This is a genomic window from Maribacter taeanensis (assembly GCF_047345145.1).
Lineage (GTDB): Bacteria > Bacteroidota > Bacteroidia > Flavobacteriales > Flavobacteriaceae > Maribacter_C.
In genome coordinates, this window is sequence record NZ_JBLFER010000005.1 from 21,530 (window position 1) to 37,168 (window position 15,639).

Genomic DNA, 15,639 nt, shown 5'->3' on the forward strand with positions numbered 1-15,639 from the left:
TCATGAATTGCATTGGCGAGGACATTTAATTTTGCAACTCACGAATAGAGGAAAAAAATATGCAAAACAAAACAGTAGAGAAAAGTACGCAGTTACTTATAGAACAAAGTATTCCTAAGGCAATGTCTTATAATGAATATATCGCCTTGGTTAAAAATTTGGCTGAAGAAGGAAAGTCAACAGGCCCTGAACAAACGGAGGCCCTGACGAACTACACCCAATTGAATGATAGACGTATGAAACGTTGGGATAAAACCTTGAAATTTAGCGATGAGGCAGTAGAGAAGATTTCAAAAGTAGATACTAAAATTACCTGGTTAGTACTGACGGAAAGCTGGTGTGGTGATGCTTCACCTGCCCTTCCTGTTATGCATAAAATAACAGAATTGAATCCGAATATCTCTTTGAAGATTATTTTGCGTGATGAGAACGTCGATTTGATGAATCGTTTTTTAACTAATGGCGGAATGTCAATTCCGAAGTTAATTGCCGTTGATGATGCTTCTGGAGAAGTTATTGGTGATTGGGGTCCACGTTCAGAAGCTGCCACAAAACTTGTCGAAGATTACAAAGCAGAACACGGAACACTTACAGCGGAGTTCAAACAAGACCTTCAAGTTTGGTATAATAAAGATAAAGGGCAAAATGTTTTAGCGGACCTTTTGGACCAGCTTGATTAACAAAGGGGTTTTTAAAATATAAATTCCAAATTCCAATAGATTTAGATTCTATTGGAATTTGGAATTTTTTTTTGGAATTTGCACCGCTCCTAGCGGGCCTTCCCTTGAAATAAATAGGTAATTGTACCTTTTTGAGTAGGTTTACCTGAATCGCCACTAAACTTTGCTTTCAAAGCGTAGGCAATAGCATTGTCAACAAGACAGCCATTTGAAGTGCCTGAACTTTTTTCATTGAAATCAGCTTCGGTTACATTGCCCAAGGCATCTACTTTGATATTAATAACTACTTTGCCGCCGTCAATGCAAGTGTAGATTGGGGGTGGAAGTTTATAGTTGTTTCGGTCTACAAGAGAATAGGAAACTGAAGTTTTACGTGCTGCCAAATTATTCGTGAACTCTTTTTTCTGCGCCTCTTTTTCCCCTAATTTTTTCTTTGCTTCCTCGCGTTTTTTCTTCAATTCCTTTACACGCTCTGCGTATTCGCCATCATCCATCAAATCATTTGGTTCACCATCTTCCAAAGCTGCCTGTTCGGCCATTAACTCTTCAAGCGTCTGTAAGGGTTCTGGTTCTCCGTAGCTAGGCTTTGCGGTTTCGTTATACGCCATATGACTTTTGACCGGGTCTGCTTCTGCCATTTTTTCAAGCATCTCCTTTTCCTTCAAAAGCTCTTCAATATCCTCCTCAGCTAACATCATTTCTACGATGTACTCATCGTCTTGACTACCTACTTCGCCTAAGGTTATGTTGAATAAAATCAACACCACAATCCCCATGGAGAAAAAGGTAATTAGAAATGATAATTGTTTGCGATTCAGATGCATAGTGCTAGAACTCTAATATCTAAAAAATATTTAAATTTTTCGTTGAACGGAAACATTGAAACTTACTTTTGTTGTGAATCTTCTTGTTTTCCGAGTAAATCGTCCGCATAAATGGCGGGATCAACGGCTTTATTTACGTTGAAATCCCCTATTTTGGTTCTTCTCAATTCAGATAAATGTCCACCTGAATTCAGCATTTTTCCAAAGTCATGAGCTAAAGACCGTATATAGGTTCCTTTACTGCATACCACACGAAATTCAACTTTAGGCATGTTAATAGCCGTAATTTCAAATTCTGAAATGGTGATTTTTCTTTTTTTAATTTCTACCTCTTTTCCTTCGCGGGCATATTCATACAGACGTTTCCCATCTTTTTTTAGGGCGGAAAAAATGGGAGGAATTTGTTCAATATCACCTATGAATTTGGCAGTGACCTTATTAATTTTTTCTTCTGATATGTGTTGCGTCGGATAATTTTGATCTATTTCTGTTTCCAAATCATAAGAAGGGGTGGTTGCACCCAAGGTAATTGTTCCCGTATACTCTTTGATTTGACCCTGAAGATCATTGATGGTTTTTGTAAATTTTCCGGTGCAAATTAATAGCAACCCTGTTGCTAATGGGTCGAGTGTGCCCGCATGACCAATTTTGATTTTCTTCAGTTCAAACCTCTTCCGAATGGCCCATTTGAGTTTGTTTACCGCTTGAAATGATGACCAACCTAAAGGCTTATCAATAAGCAGTAACTGTCCGTTTAGGAAATCTTCTTTGGTTCTAGTATCCATTTTGAAGAACTATTATGAGGTCTGTTAACTATCCCCAAAAACCGTACCCAATTGCAATCAAGCCTACAACCAAGCAGTAAATAGCAAAGTAAGAAAGTTTACTCTTTTTTACCAATTGAATCATCCATGTACAGGCAACTAATCCTGCAACGAAGGCAGCAATAAATCCTGCACCCATGGCAACATTGTTTTCTCCGGTAAAAGTGAGGTCACCACTCAAAAGATCTTTCCCTATTTTTCCAAAGATTAAGGGAACAACCATTAAGAAAGAAAAACGAGCGGCTTTTGTTTTATCTACACCTAAAAGCACTGAAGTTGATATGGTAGCACCACTTCTTGAAATACCTGGTAGCATGGCAATGGCTTGAGATATTCCGACTATAAAAGCATTTTTAAAACTTACTTTCTTATCGGTATCTTTTGCCTTATCTGCAAAGTATAGCAATACGGCTGTGATTAATAACATAAACCCTACGAAGCGAATGTTTCCTCCAAAAAAAGCTTCCAATTGTTCTTCAAAGAACAAGCCTACGAAAACTGCAGGTAACATAGAAACTATAATTTTCAATGAAAACTGCGTTTCCTCATTCCATTTGAAACTAAAGAGTCCACGGAGAATTTCCCAAACATCCTTTCGGAAAACTACAATGGTACTTAGTGCTGTTGCAAAATGCAGCACAACAGTAAACAAAAGACTTTCTTCAGGAACAGAATTATCTCCTAAAATCGCTTTGCCCAATTCTAAGTGTCCACTAGAAGATACAGGTAAAAATTCGGTTAGGCCTTGAATGATGCCAAGGATGATTGCGTCAAGAGTGTCCAATTACTTTTTCTTCTTATGAGGATTCAACAAAATAGCATAAACTTCGATACCAAGACCTATAAGTACTAAAGTTGGGGCCAAACGAATGCGTTGAAAGTTGTAGATATCTTCACTAAATACATTCGGGTCATCGCTGCCACCACCACTCATTAAAATAAAACCCAATGCGATAAAAGCAATACCGATGAACATGAACATGTAGTTCTTTTTTTGGAATATAAATTCCTGCTTTGGCTGTTCAGTGCTATTTTTTTGATTTTTACCCATAGCGCAAATTTAAGTAAAAGTTATTCGTTTTTGAGGATTAGTCGACGTCGGCACTTATTTATTAGTCTTTTGTTTCACATCTTGTATTGAAGTGGTTTAGTGTTTATTTAATAATACAATTCGTCGGTACGAAGATTCAAGAAACGTTGTGTGGCGAGATAAGTGCTTATGAGCGAAATTAATATTCCTAAAATAAAGACGCCTACGAAAAGTAGGACTAAAATAGTTGGATCATCGAATAAGCCCAATTCGGGAAAATTCTGATTGAAATAATACAAGAATCCACCTAAGGTTAGTAGAGCAAGTAATGAACCTAACATACCCAATTTTACATTTGTCCAAATAAAAGGTCTTCTGATAAAGGTTTTGGTAGCGCCAACCATTTGCATGGTTTTAATAATAAATCGTTTTGAATAAATAGATAATCGAATTGAACTGTTGATAAGCAAAACAGCGATGAAAGTAAAAATACCGCTAGCAACCAGAATCCATAAACTGATTCTTTTTACATTATCATTTAACAGACCAACTAGCGGTTGGTCATAGCTAACCTCATCTACGTATCCTTTCGCTGAAATCTCTTCAGCAATTTCTCCAATTTTTTCTGGGGATACAAAGTCCGCATTTAAATTCACGTCGATGGAATTCTTTAGTGGATTGTACCCTAAAAATTCAATGAAATTTTCACCAATTTCTTCGGTGTGTTTTTCTGCGGCTTCCTCTTTAGAGACATAGATAGCTGTTTTGGTATATTCAGCCATAGAAAGGCTTTTTTGTAATTGGTCGATTTCTACCTCCTTTGCATTCTCTTTTAAAAAGACAGATATGGTGATCTGTTCTTTAAAATGATCGGCCATTTTTTGAGTGTTCAAAACGAGTAACCCGAGAATTCCCAATAAAAAAAGAACAAGCGCTATACTCAAGACTACTGAAAAGTAGGATGATATCAGTTTACGTTTTTGATATTGCTCGAAAGATTTGCCCATAGTAGGTATTGATAGGTAAAGTTAGGAAAGTAAATTGAATCAAACCGGTATCTGGTTTCGCTTTCTAATATTTGAAAGATATCTTCGTTAGAATTACGACAAATCAAAATTAAATGAACCTCCTAGACCTCAAAATCTCAAGACCCGGATTATGGTTTCCAACCCTGTGGATTTATTTGGTTCCTTTCGGAAATCAAGAAAATTTCTGGCAATCTTGGCTCTTTTGGCTAGGGCTTTTTTTTGTCACCTTCCCTCTAAATTATCTGGTTTACGGATTGAATGATTACAACGACGAAAAAGCTGATGCGGTAAACGAACGAAAGGGAAATTTCTTATTTGGTGCCAAAGCCCCAAGGAGTCATTTAGATGGTTTACTGAAGAAAATCACTTGGGTTATACTTCCGTTTGTTGCACTCTTTACTTATCTCTCCGGATTTAAAATGTTTCTACTTCTGGTGTTTATGGTGCTTGTAAATATTATATATAATTTCAAGCCCTTCCGTATCAAAGAAAGACCACCATTCGAAATACTAATTCAAATTGGCTATGTGACCACTGCTTTTTTTGCAACAGAACTGAACAATTTAGAAATATTGCCATGGCAAACACTGACCTATCTTTCGCTCTTTGCTTTTCAGGCACATATTGCCGGTGAAATCATGGATATAGAACCTGATTTGAAATCTGGAAAACGAACTACAGCGAGCCTTCTTGGTCGAAAAAAATCTAAGCTATTGATGCTAACTCTTTTGCTGGTAGAATCCTTTTTAGTTTGGTTCTGGTTCAAAGATCTTGTTTTGGCTCTTTTCTTATTGGTGTTTTCGATTTGGTTGGTGCTAGACGTATTTATTTTTTTCAAAGACAAGCCTTATACACTACCACAAATGAAATTGTTTGGGTATGCGATTAATCTATCTGCAATGCTATCTATGGCATGGGTCCTGTATAGCGGGAAGCTGCTTTTGGGGTAGGCTAGCCATCGACTCTGTTATACTTTCGCCTTTCCTAGAATAAACCTATTTTTGCCCTTTACTTTTAAGAAGCAAGCATCATGCAATACAATTTCAACGAAATTGAAGCCAAATGGCAAAAATATTGGGCCAAAAATCAAACTTTCAAAGCAGAAAACAACTCCGAAATGGATAAGTTTTATGTGTTAGATATGTTCCCATATCCCTCAGGAGCCGGTTTACATGTTGGCCACCCATTAGGCTATATTGCTAGTGATATTTATGCCCGTTACAAAAGGCATAAAGGTTTTAATGTGATGCATCCGCAAGGTTATGATTCCTTCGGATTGCCTGCAGAACAATATGCCATCCAAACTGGACAACATCCCGCTATTACTACGGCAGAAAATATAAAAACCTATAGAAGACAATTAGATCAAATCGGATTTTCATTCGACTGGAGTCGTGAAGTTAGAACCTCAGACCCTAAATATTACAAATGGACACAGTGGATTTTCATTCAACTCTTCAATTCTTGGTACAATAAAGATTCCGATAAAGCAGAAGATATTGAGACACTAATTGCGGCTTTTTCTACGGATGGAAATGCTAATGTAGATGCCGTTTGCGATGAAGATATCAGCGAATTTTCAGCTACGGATTGGAATAGCTTTTCCAGCAAAGAACAACAGGAAATCCTTTTAAAATATAGATTGACCTATTTGGCCGATACAGAGGTAAATTGGTGTCCGGCATTAGGAACTGTTTTGGCTAATGACGAAATCGTAAACGGTGTTTCCGAACGCGGTGGTCACCCGGTAATTCGTAAAAAGATGACCCAATGGAGCATGCGCATCAGTGCCTATGCGCAGCGCTTATTGGATGGATTAAATACGATTGACTGGCCACAACCTTTGAAAGATTCTCAAACCAATTGGATTGGGAGGTCGCAAGGGGCTTCTGTAACCTTTAACATCCTCCCCCTAGCCCCCTCCGAGGGAGGGGGAACAGATTCTCGATTGACCGGGGATTCTTCGATAATTGGTACTCTTTTGGAGAGAGCAAAAGAGATGCGTCAAAACCCCACTGAAGCAGAGACTAAACTATGGGAAGTACTTCGGAAAAAGGATTTTATTTATAAATTCAGAAGACAGCATCCTATTTATAAATACATTGTCGATTTTGTTTGTTTAGAGAAGAATCTGATTATTGAAGTAGATGGAAAAATACATGAACATCAACTTAATGAAGATGCAGAAAGGCAACTAATTTTGGAGCAGAAAAAAGGCTTTAAAGTTATTCGATTTACTAATGAAGAAGTACTTAATAATATTCAAGCCGTAAAAGAAAAAATAAGAGAAGAACTGAACTCCCTCCCCTCAGGGGAGGGTTGGGGAGGGGACCTCTCAATCGAAGTCTTTACAACCCGCCCCGATACCATCTTCGGGGCAAGCTTCATGACCCTTGCCCCCGAGCATGAATTGGTTGAAAAAATTACAACTCCAGAACAAAAAGCTGAAGTTGACGCTTATATCGAAGCAACAGCAAAACGTTCCGAACGCGACCGTATGGCTGATGTAAAAACGATATCAGGTGCTTTTACAGGAGCCTACGCCGAACACCCATTTTCTAAAAAGCCGATTCCGATTTGGATTGGCGATTATGTTTTGGCTGGCTATGGTACCGGAGCGGTAATGTCAGTTCCTTGTGGGGACCAAAGGGATTATGATTTTGCGAAGCATTTTGATATTCCGATTCCGAATATTTTTGAGGGCGTTGATATTTCTGAAGAAGCATTTGCTGATAAAGAAAAAACCGTCATTGCTAATTCTGATTTCCTAAATGGATTACCGTATAAAAAAGCAGTAAAAACTGCTATTTATGAATTGGAAAAATTGGGACAAGGCAAAGGTAAAATCAACTACCGTTTGCGCGATGCCGTTTTTAGCAGACAGCGGTATTGGGGTGAACCTTTTCCAGTATATTACATAGATGGAATGCCGCAAATGATTGACCCGGAACATTTGCCAATAGTGCTGCCTGAAGTTGAAAAATATTTACCTACGGAAACAGGAGAGCCACCTTTGGGCAATGCAACTGTTTGGGCCTGGGATACAAATAAGAACGAAGTAGTAAGTAACGATAACATCTCCCCCTCATGGGGAGACCGAGAGGGGGACAACGGTGTCTACCCACTAGAACTAAACACCATGCCAGGTTGGGCAGGAAGCTCGCAATACTTCAACCGTTATATGGACCCGCATAATGATGATGAAATCTTCTCAAAAGAAGCGATTGACTATTGGCAAGATGTGGACTTGTACATCGGCGGTAGCGAACACGCCACAGGGCATTTGTTATATGCCCGTTTTTGGCAGAAGTTCATGTTTGATAGAGGTTATGTGCCTAAAGATGAGTTTGCGAAAAAGCTCATTAATCAAGGCATGATTACTGGTACTAGTGCTTTTGTTTATAGGGCTGGATATCAGGAAGTCTCAAAGGAGGAAGATTATTCAGTAACCGTTGAAAGTGAAATTAATCACGCAAAGAAAACTTTCCCAGTTCTTATATTTTCAAAGGGCTTGTTAAATGACAAAATAGAACTTCTGAAAACGTACCAAAAGGAATTTGATAAAATCAATACCAATTTGAATTTAACGACAAAAATTTCTTCCATTTATCCTAGTCCAATTCATGCTGATGTCTCTTTGGTCGATTCTTCAAATGAGTTGGATATAGAAGGATTTAAAAATTGGCAGCCAGACTATAAGGACGCCAAGTTTGTTTTGGAAGATGGCAAATATATAGTCGGTCGCGAAGTTGAAAAAATGTCCAAATCCAAATATAATGTCGTCAACCCTGATGATATTGTAAAAGAATATGGCGCAGATAGCCTTCGTTTGTATGAAATGTTCTTAGGTCCCTTAGAGCAATCCAAACCTTGGAATACGGCTGGCATTACCGGAGTCCATTCCTTTTTAAAGAAGCTTTGGAAACTATATTTCAACGAAAACGGTTCTAAGATAACAGATGCAGAAGCATCCGCAGAAAACCTAAAGACTTTACATAAAACCATCAAAAAAGTAGAAGAAGATATTGAAAACTTTAGCTTCAATACTTCGGTGTCTACCTTTATGATTTGTGTGAATGAATTGACTGCTCAAAAATGCACAAGCAAGGCCATACTTGAACCCTTGGCGATTTTGGTATCACCTTATGCTCCTCATATTGCTGAAGAGCTTTGGGAGAAATTAGGGCATGCTGAATCGATTTCTTCAGCAGCTTTCCCAACTTTTGAACCCAAGTATTTGGTGGAGAGCAGCAAGGAGTATCCGATATCCTTTAACGGGAAAATGAAGTTCACGATGGAGCTTTCCTTAGACTTATCTGAAGAAGACATCGAAACGGCAGTTATGGCGCACGAAAAAACACAGCAGCAATTAGCTGGGCGAACTCCTAAAAAAGTGATCGTAGTGCCTGGTAAGATTGTAAATATTGTAGGGTAATATGCCAAATATCGAAATCATAGGATTGATTGCAGCGACGCTGACCACGGCTTGTTTCATTCCTCAAGTCTACAAGGTTTGGAAAGAGAAGTCTACCAAAGATATTTCACTTGTAATGTATATTGTATTTATGATAGGCCTAGCACTTTGGTTATGGTACGGCATTGAAAAGGAAAGTATCAGCATGGTTTTAGCCAACTCAGGTACTTTGCTACTGGCCTTTGCTATTTTTATTGCAAAACTTAAGTACAAGTAAGTTTTTAGACCTGTGGTAAGAACATAAAAAAACCCTAACCGAAAGGTTAGGGTTTTTTTTCGCCAAACATTTTATTAATTACATCCTTTCCCCCCTGAAAAGGGAATTAATATGTGTTAAATATAATATTTTTAAATCAATACCCCTAAAATACAGGGGGTATTTTAAAATATTATAACTATTTTGTAGACACACCCCCTATTTTCATCGAATTTATTTTTATTAGAATTAGTTTTGTCACATTTTTGTAACGAATTCAAAAATCACATAACAATGAAAATAGGTGTCCCAAAGGAAATTAAGAATAACGAGAGTCGAGTAGGAATGACTCCTGCAGGTGTTTTCGAATTGGTAAAAAATAATCATACCGTATTTGTGCAAACTGGCGCTGGCGAAGGAAGTGGATTTCTAGACGGTGACTACAAAAGTGCGGGAGCCATAATTTTAGATACCATCGGTCTTGTTTATGCAATGAGTGAGATGATAGTAAAGGTTAAAGAACCTATTGCTGAAGAGTATGAACTGGTGCAAAAAGATCAGATTGTTTTCACCTACTTTCATTTTGCTTCTAGTGAACCTTTGACTAAAGCCATGATAAAGAGCGAATCGGTTTGCATTGCTTATGAAACGGTAGAAGATGAAGAAGGTGCTCTTCCCTTATTAACTCCAATGTCTGAAGTCGCTGGTAGAATGTCGATTCAGCAGGGCGCTCGATATTTAGAGAAACCAGTAAAGGGTCGTGGTGTCTTATTGGGGGGTGTTCCCGGGGTACAACCGGGGAAGGTTTTAGTTCTCGGGGCAGGAGTCGTTGGTATTCAGGCGGCAAAAATGGCCGCAGGACTAGGAGCTCATGTTACGATTATGGATGTCAACATGAAAAGACTTCGCTATGTCAATGATGTTATGCCATCACATGTGGTAACTGAATTTTCAAATGAATTCAATATTCGGAAACATATCAAAACTCATGATTTGATTATTGGGGGCGTTCTACTCAAAGGAGCCAAAGCACCTAATCTCATCACAAGAGATATGCTAAAAGATATGCGTCCGGGTACTGTGATTGTAGATGTTGCCGTGGATCAAGGTGGATGTGTCGAAACAACTAGGCCAACAACGCATGAAGATCCGGTTTATATCATAGATGATGTAGTGCATTACTCTGTAGCTAATATGCCGGGGGCTGTTCCGTATACATCAACGGTAGCTTTAACGAATGTAACCTTACCCTACGTCCTCAAACTAGCAAATTTAGGATGGGAAAAGGCAACGATTCAGGATGAATCTCTTCGAAAAGGATTGAATATCATAAGAGGTGAAGTTGTTTATAAAGAAATTATAGAAGCTTTTGGCTGGGAAGCTGAAGTAGTATAATAGACAATTTGTCAGATATAAGACCTCGTCAGACCCTGAAACTAGTTCAGGGAGTTTTGGCGGGGTTTTTGCGTTTCAATAGTTATGTCATTCCCGTGAAGACGGGAATCTTTTTCATATATTTAAAAAAGTAAAATTAAAAAAAGAAAAAATGTTAGGATTTGATATGGGTTACATCATAATCGCTGGGGCTTTTGGTCTTTTCAGCATGTTGGTAAGTAACCGATTAAAAAGTAAGTTTAAAAAGTACTCTAAAGTGCAATTACGGAATGGATTGAGCGGTGCTGAGATTGCTGAGAAAATGTTGGCTGATCATGGTATTCGCGATGTGAAAGTCATTTCTACGCCAGGTATGTTGACAGATCACTATAATCCCGCAAATAAAACGGTTAACCTAAGTGAAGGGGTTTATGCGCAAAGAAATGCTTCGGCGGCGGCTGTTGCAGCCCATGAGGTGGGACATGCCGTTCAACATGCTACCGCTTATGAATGGTTAGGCATGCGATCCAAATTAGTCCCAATATTGAATATTACTTCAAAATTCTCAATGTGGGTAATTTTCGGTGGATTAGCTCTTATGCAAACAACCGCCATTGGTGGAACCGTGGCTTGGGTGGGTGTTGGTTTATATGGTATCGGAACCTTATTCAGCTTTGTAACCCTTCCTGTGGAATATGACGCTAGTAATCGAGCCTTAGCTTGGTTGAAGAATAAGAACATGGTAAGCCAAGAAGAATATGCCGGTGCAGAAGATGCTTTGAAATGGGCAGCTAGAACGTATTTGGTTGCTGCAATTGGAGCACTTGCTACCTTGCTTTATTTTGCAATGCGAGTGGCGAGTAGAGATTAAGTAACTATAAAATGTATTAAACCTCGTAATCTTCTTTAGTTTTACGAGGTTTTTTTATATCGTAATTTGTCGATCAATTTGTTGTGCTAAAGAAATAAAAGTTTCCGTTCGCGATACACCTTCAATCTGCTGAATTTCCTTATTTAAAACATGCATCAAATGCTCATTATCTTTACAAAGCACTTTGATTAAGATAGACCAGTTGCCTGTTGTGTAATGACATTCTAAAACTTCAGGAATTTCTTCCAATAATTTTACTGCCTTTGGGTTACTCATAGCTTTATCTAGATATATTCCGATATAGGCCATTGTTGTATAACCCATAACTTTTGGATTGATGACAAACTTCGAGCCTGCTAGAAGTCCAGATGCTTCCAATTTTCGTAAACGTTGATGAATGGCGGCTCCAGAGATCCCTATATTTCTTGCAATTTCAAGTACGGGTTTCCGAGCATCGGCCATTAAAAATCTTAGGATCTTTTTGTCGATTCCGTCAATTTTTACACTTTTGGAATTAGATTTCATCTATACAGTTTCAGATTTATAGTAAAAGTAGCTTTTTTGTTTGGAACTAGATACTTGTTCCTTCCCTAGAAAGGGGAAGGTGGATTGTATGCGCCGAGTGACGGATAACAAGACGGAAGGGGTCAAAACGCAAATATCTTTATTTTCCCTTAAAATTTGAGTCATGAGACTAAAGTTTGGGTTCTACCCCTTCCGTCCGCTGACTAGCGGACACCTTCCTCTATATGGGTAAGGAGTTTCGACCAACTTACTTATCATAAACCGACTCAGGATTGTATCCAAGATAAGGAACATCATATTCCTTAAAGACAACTCCATAATTCTTCAACTCTTCGAGAATAGGCTCGTAAACTTCTTTTTTGATTGGGATTTGAACTCCTGGTGTGGTAATCTTTTTATTCAAAATAGCTAGTGTTGCTATTGCCACAGGAAGGCCAACAGTTTTGGCCATCGCAGTATGTGTTCTGCTTTCTCCTTTAACCACAGTATTGGCATCAATTTGGAATTGTTTACCACCTTGTTCATAGCCGAATTTATGATACATGACGATCATATCCTTATCGTCTTTGTTGAGCGACCAACTATCTTCAAGAATGAACTGAAGAATTTTAGCGGGAGTTCCATTTTTAAGCGGAATGATTTTGGAACCATCAAATAAGTTCAATTCCAAGAGCTTTTCCCACATAATATCGTCTTGCTCGATCTTGAGATAATGTCGAAGTTTTAATTCCACGGAATCAGTTGGAGAATAGGGTAAAAACGAATTTATAAATTCCCGATAGGTCATTCCTTCTGAATTTTCTATCGTATAGCTATCATCTGTTGCACCTAGTTGTACAAACATATTCCATGCCTTTGAAAAACCTACCCGTCGCATTGTTCCACGATATAAAGTGAGCACGTCATCGAGTCCGTAAGCTTCTTTATAATTTAATGAATCGCGATTGGCGTAACCCTCAAACCTTCCGTAACCTTCAATTTCAAAAAACTCGGTACGACGAAACAATTTGTGATAGGGAATGTATTTATAAGTACCTTCTTGAAGAAACTTGGCTGCGCCACCTTGTCCGGCTACAACGACGTTTCTGGGGTTCCAGGTAAACTTGTAATTCCATAGGTTGTTATCACTTTCGGGTGCTACCAATCCACCGGTAAATGATTCAAAAAGAATCATTTTACCACCTTTATCACGAATGCGGTCAATGACTTGCATTGCACTCATATGATCGATGCCAGGGTCAAGTCCGATCTCATTCATAAAGACTAAACCTTTACTTTTAGCCTGCTCATCTAAAGTCTTAATCGCTTCACTGACATAAGAAGCTGTTACCAAATGTTTTTCGAAAGCAATACAGTCTTCAGCAACTTTCATATGCATTCGGGCTGGAAGCATTGAGACTACAATATCACATACTTTAATTGCTTTCTGACGTTCATCATCTTGAAAAACATCGAGATGTAGAACCGTGCAGGCTTCATGGTCTTTGATTTCAGAAGGAATCGCATCAGGATTAATATCACCAATAGTTAAGTGCAGGTTTTCGGGCACCGCCTTCTCTAAGAAATAATCTATCAGATATGAAGTAGATTTTCCGGCTCCAACCACTAGTATTTTACGCATTCGCTTTCTGTTTGGTTACTTTTGTAAACGGAATACTAAGGTATCAAATTGTTACATTTATAAGAAAAATTGCATTTCAAGTTATGAACAAAACAATATTTTTAACAGGAGTGGTATTTGGAGTCTTAGCAGTTATGCTTGGAGCCTTTGGTGCCCATGGATTAGGGAAGTTGGTCGACATTGATGCTATACAAACATTTGAAACCGGAGTGAAATATCAAATGTATCATGCTCTTTTTCTTTTGGTTCTTGGAAGTACCACAAGAATGCCCGAGAAAAGTAAAAAATTGATCTACTATTTTGTTGCGATCGGAGTTCTGTTATTTTCCTTTTCAATTTACCTTCTGGCAACAAATAGTCTTACTTCCTTCGATTTTAAAACGATAGGATTCATTACTCCAATAGGAGGATTGCTACTAATCTTGGGATGGCTACTTCTTGGTTATCGAGCACACAGGCATTTTGGCTAATATATTCTCATTTTGCGCCTGTAAAATATATATTTTCAATAATTTTACCGCATAAAAACAAACATTGAATGAATAATTCGAAAAAAGTCCCAAGTTCCGTTTCACTTGAAGATTATGGAATCAAGCACAATAATGTACATTACCAGCTCTCTCCATCAAGGCTTCAGGAAATCACTTTAGAGAAAAATATGGGTAAAGAAGCTTCTTCTGGAGCTCTTGCCGTGAATACAGGAGAATTCACAGGAAGATCGCCCATGGATAGATTTATCGTAAAGGATAAAATCACCGAAAATCAGGTTTGGTGGGGTGACATCAATATTCCTTTTGAACCTTCAAAGTTTGATGCCTTATATGATAAGGTAATTGAATACATCAATGATAAAGAGCTTTTTGTGCGCGACTGCTACGCCTGTGCAGATGTGAATTATAGGATGAATATTCGTGTGATAAACGAATACCCTTGGTCGAATATGTTCGCTTATAACATGTTCATTCGTCCAACAAATGAAGAGTTGAAGAATTTCGATCCTGAGTGGACAGTTATCAATGCTCCAGGTTTTATGGCGGAGGCCGAAATTGATGGTACACGCCAACACAATTTCGCGATACTCAATTTTACCAGAAAGATAGCCTTAATAGGAGGGACGGGATATACAGGAGAAATAAAGAAAGGAATTTTTTCGGCCTTGAACTTTATTCTTCCAGTTCAGAAAAATACCTTGCCTATGCATTGCTCTGCTAATGTCGGTAAAAAAGGAGACACGGCTATCTTTTTTGGTCTATCAGGCACAGGAAAAACTACCTTATCGACTGATGCGAAAAGAAAATTAATTGGAGATGATGAACACGGTTGGAATAATGAAAATGCGGTGTTCAATTTCGAAGGAGGTTGTTATGCCAAAGTAATTAACCTTTCTGCCGAACAAGAGCCTGAAATTTATGGTGCGATTAAAAAAGGAGCAATCCTTGAAAATGTGATCATGAATGATGCTGGGGAGGTCGATTTTGAAAACACTTCGATAACTCAAAATACAAGGGTAAGTTATCCTATCTATCATATCGAAAATATCAAACAGCCATCGCTGGGTGAAAATCCTAAAAACATCTTTTTTCTCACTGCTGATGCATTTGGCGTCTTACCACCAATATCAAAATTGACTCCAAGTCAAGCAGCATATCATTTCATCTCAGGCTATACAGCAAAAGTAGCAGGAACTGAAGCAGGTGTAAAAGAACCTATTCCCTCATTTTCTGCCTGTTTTGGAGCCCCCTTTATGCCCTTGCATCCTACAAAATATGCTGAGATGTTAAGTAAAAAAATGCAGGAAGCTGGGGTGAATGTTTGGTTGGTAAATACAGGTTGGACTGGTGGACCTTATGGAGTTGGAACACGTATGAAGTTAAAATATACGCGAGCGATGATTAATGCAGTGCTTAATGGAGACTTAGGGTTGTATAATTATAAAGAGTATCATATTCATTCGGTATTCGGGGTAGCCCAACCAAGAAAATGCCCTGGGGTGCCTACTGAAGTATTATCACCGCGTGCTACATGGAATGATGATGATGCGTATTACAAAACCGCATTTAAATTATCGAATGCATTTCGCGAGAATTTTGAGCAGTTTGAAGAACATGCAAGTGAGGAAATACGACGTGGAGGTCCGCAGCGATATGCTTTTTAGTAAAAAAATCTAAGTTTCCTAAGACAAAAAAATCCCC

The 15,639-nt window shown here is 38.4% G+C and carries 15 protein-coding genes; 8 read left to right on the forward strand and 7 right to left on the reverse strand.

Annotated elements, in window-relative coordinates:
• The first annotated feature begins 59 nt into the window (after positions 1–59).
• Positions 60–680 carry a thioredoxin family protein gene (locus ACKWCD_RS15135; RefSeq protein WP_413984797.1) on the forward strand — a complete coding sequence of 207 codons (621 nt, stop codon included), beginning with the start codon at positions 60–62 and terminating at the stop codon, positions 678–680.
• A gap of 89 nt (positions 681–769) precedes the next feature.
• Here ACKWCD_RS15135 and ACKWCD_RS15140 read toward each other — a convergent pair whose 3' ends face one another.
• The 5 genes from ACKWCD_RS15140 to ACKWCD_RS15160 all read right to left on the reverse strand — a co-directional run bounded on the left by ACKWCD_RS15140 (position 770) and on the right by ACKWCD_RS15160 (position 4,365).
• Positions 770–1,504, reverse strand: coding sequence for an energy transducer TonB family protein (locus ACKWCD_RS15140; RefSeq protein ID WP_413984798.1), 735 nt, complete (start codon positions 1,502–1,504; stop codon positions 770–772).
• 62 nt (positions 1,505–1,566) lie between these two features.
• Positions 1,567–2,289 carry a tRNA pseudouridine(55) synthase TruB gene (gene truB, locus ACKWCD_RS15145; protein ID WP_413984799.1) on the reverse strand — a complete coding sequence of 241 codons (723 nt, stop codon included), beginning with the start codon at positions 2,287–2,289 and terminating at the stop codon, positions 1,567–1,569.
• Between the two features lie 28 nt (positions 2,290–2,317).
• Complete coding sequence (locus tag ACKWCD_RS15150) at positions 2,318–3,112, reverse strand: undecaprenyl-diphosphate phosphatase (protein ID WP_413984800.1); 795 nt, start codon at positions 3,110–3,112, stop codon at positions 2,318–2,320.
• Positions 3,113–3,379, reverse strand: coding sequence for a DUF3098 domain-containing protein (locus ACKWCD_RS15155; RefSeq protein WP_413984801.1), 267 nt, complete (start codon positions 3,377–3,379; stop codon positions 3,113–3,115).
• A gap of 107 nt (positions 3,380–3,486) precedes the next feature.
• The gene (locus ACKWCD_RS15160) at positions 3,487–4,365 is read right to left on the reverse strand and encodes a cell division protein FtsX (protein WP_413984802.1); all 879 of its coding nucleotides are present in this window, start codon (positions 4,363–4,365) and stop codon (positions 3,487–3,489) included.
• A 113-nt stretch (positions 4,366–4,478) separates the two neighbouring features.
• On the opposite strand from ACKWCD_RS15160, the gene ACKWCD_RS15165 reads away from it, so the two are divergent.
• The 5 genes from ACKWCD_RS15165 to ACKWCD_RS15185 all read left to right on the forward strand — a co-directional run bounded on the left by ACKWCD_RS15165 (position 4,479) and on the right by ACKWCD_RS15185 (position 11,301).
• On the forward strand, positions 4,479–5,336 hold the full coding sequence (locus ACKWCD_RS15165) for a UbiA family prenyltransferase (protein ID WP_413984803.1): 858 nt from the start codon (positions 4,479–4,481) through the stop codon (positions 5,334–5,336).
• Positions 5,337–5,416: 80 nt separating this feature from the next.
• Complete coding sequence (locus tag ACKWCD_RS15170; protein WP_413984804.1) at positions 5,417–8,821, forward strand: leucine--tRNA ligase; 3,405 nt, start codon at positions 5,417–5,419, stop codon at positions 8,819–8,821.
• 1 nt (position 8,822) lies between these two features.
• Positions 8,823–9,077, forward strand: coding sequence for a SemiSWEET transporter (locus ACKWCD_RS15175; RefSeq protein ID WP_413984805.1), 255 nt, complete (start codon positions 8,823–8,825; stop codon positions 9,075–9,077).
• A 273-nt stretch (positions 9,078–9,350) separates the two neighbouring features.
• Positions 9,351–10,451, forward strand: a complete 1,101-nt coding sequence (gene ald, locus ACKWCD_RS15180; protein ID WP_413984806.1) for an alanine dehydrogenase — start codon at positions 9,351–9,353, stop codon at positions 10,449–10,451.
• A gap of 151 nt (positions 10,452–10,602) precedes the next feature.
• Positions 10,603–11,301 carry a zinc metallopeptidase gene (locus tag ACKWCD_RS15185; protein ID WP_413984807.1) on the forward strand — a complete coding sequence of 233 codons (699 nt, stop codon included), beginning with the start codon at positions 10,603–10,605 and terminating at the stop codon, positions 11,299–11,301.
• A 54-nt stretch (positions 11,302–11,355) separates the two neighbouring features.
• On the opposite strand, the gene ACKWCD_RS15190 is transcribed toward ACKWCD_RS15185, so the two are convergent.
• Positions 11,356–11,826 (reverse strand): Lrp/AsnC ligand binding domain-containing protein, encoded by a 471-nt coding sequence (locus ACKWCD_RS15190; RefSeq protein ID WP_413984808.1) that lies wholly within the window; start codon positions 11,824–11,826, stop codon positions 11,356–11,358.
• Between the two features lie 247 nt (positions 11,827–12,073).
• Positions 12,074–13,447, reverse strand: a complete 1,374-nt coding sequence (locus ACKWCD_RS15195; RefSeq protein ID WP_413984809.1) for a saccharopine dehydrogenase family protein — start codon at positions 13,445–13,447, stop codon at positions 12,074–12,076.
• Positions 13,448–13,530: 83 nt separating this feature from the next.
• On the opposite strand from ACKWCD_RS15195, the gene ACKWCD_RS15200 reads away from it, so the two are divergent.
• The gene (locus tag ACKWCD_RS15200) at positions 13,531–13,917 is read left to right on the forward strand and encodes a DUF423 domain-containing protein (protein ID WP_413984810.1); all 387 of its coding nucleotides are present in this window, start codon (positions 13,531–13,533) and stop codon (positions 13,915–13,917) included.
• 68 nt (positions 13,918–13,985) lie between these two features.
• On the forward strand, positions 13,986–15,602 hold the full coding sequence (gene pckA / locus ACKWCD_RS15205; RefSeq protein WP_413984811.1) for a phosphoenolpyruvate carboxykinase (ATP): 1,617 nt from the start codon (positions 13,986–13,988) through the stop codon (positions 15,600–15,602).
• The last annotated feature ends 37 nt before the right edge of the window (positions 15,603–15,639 follow it).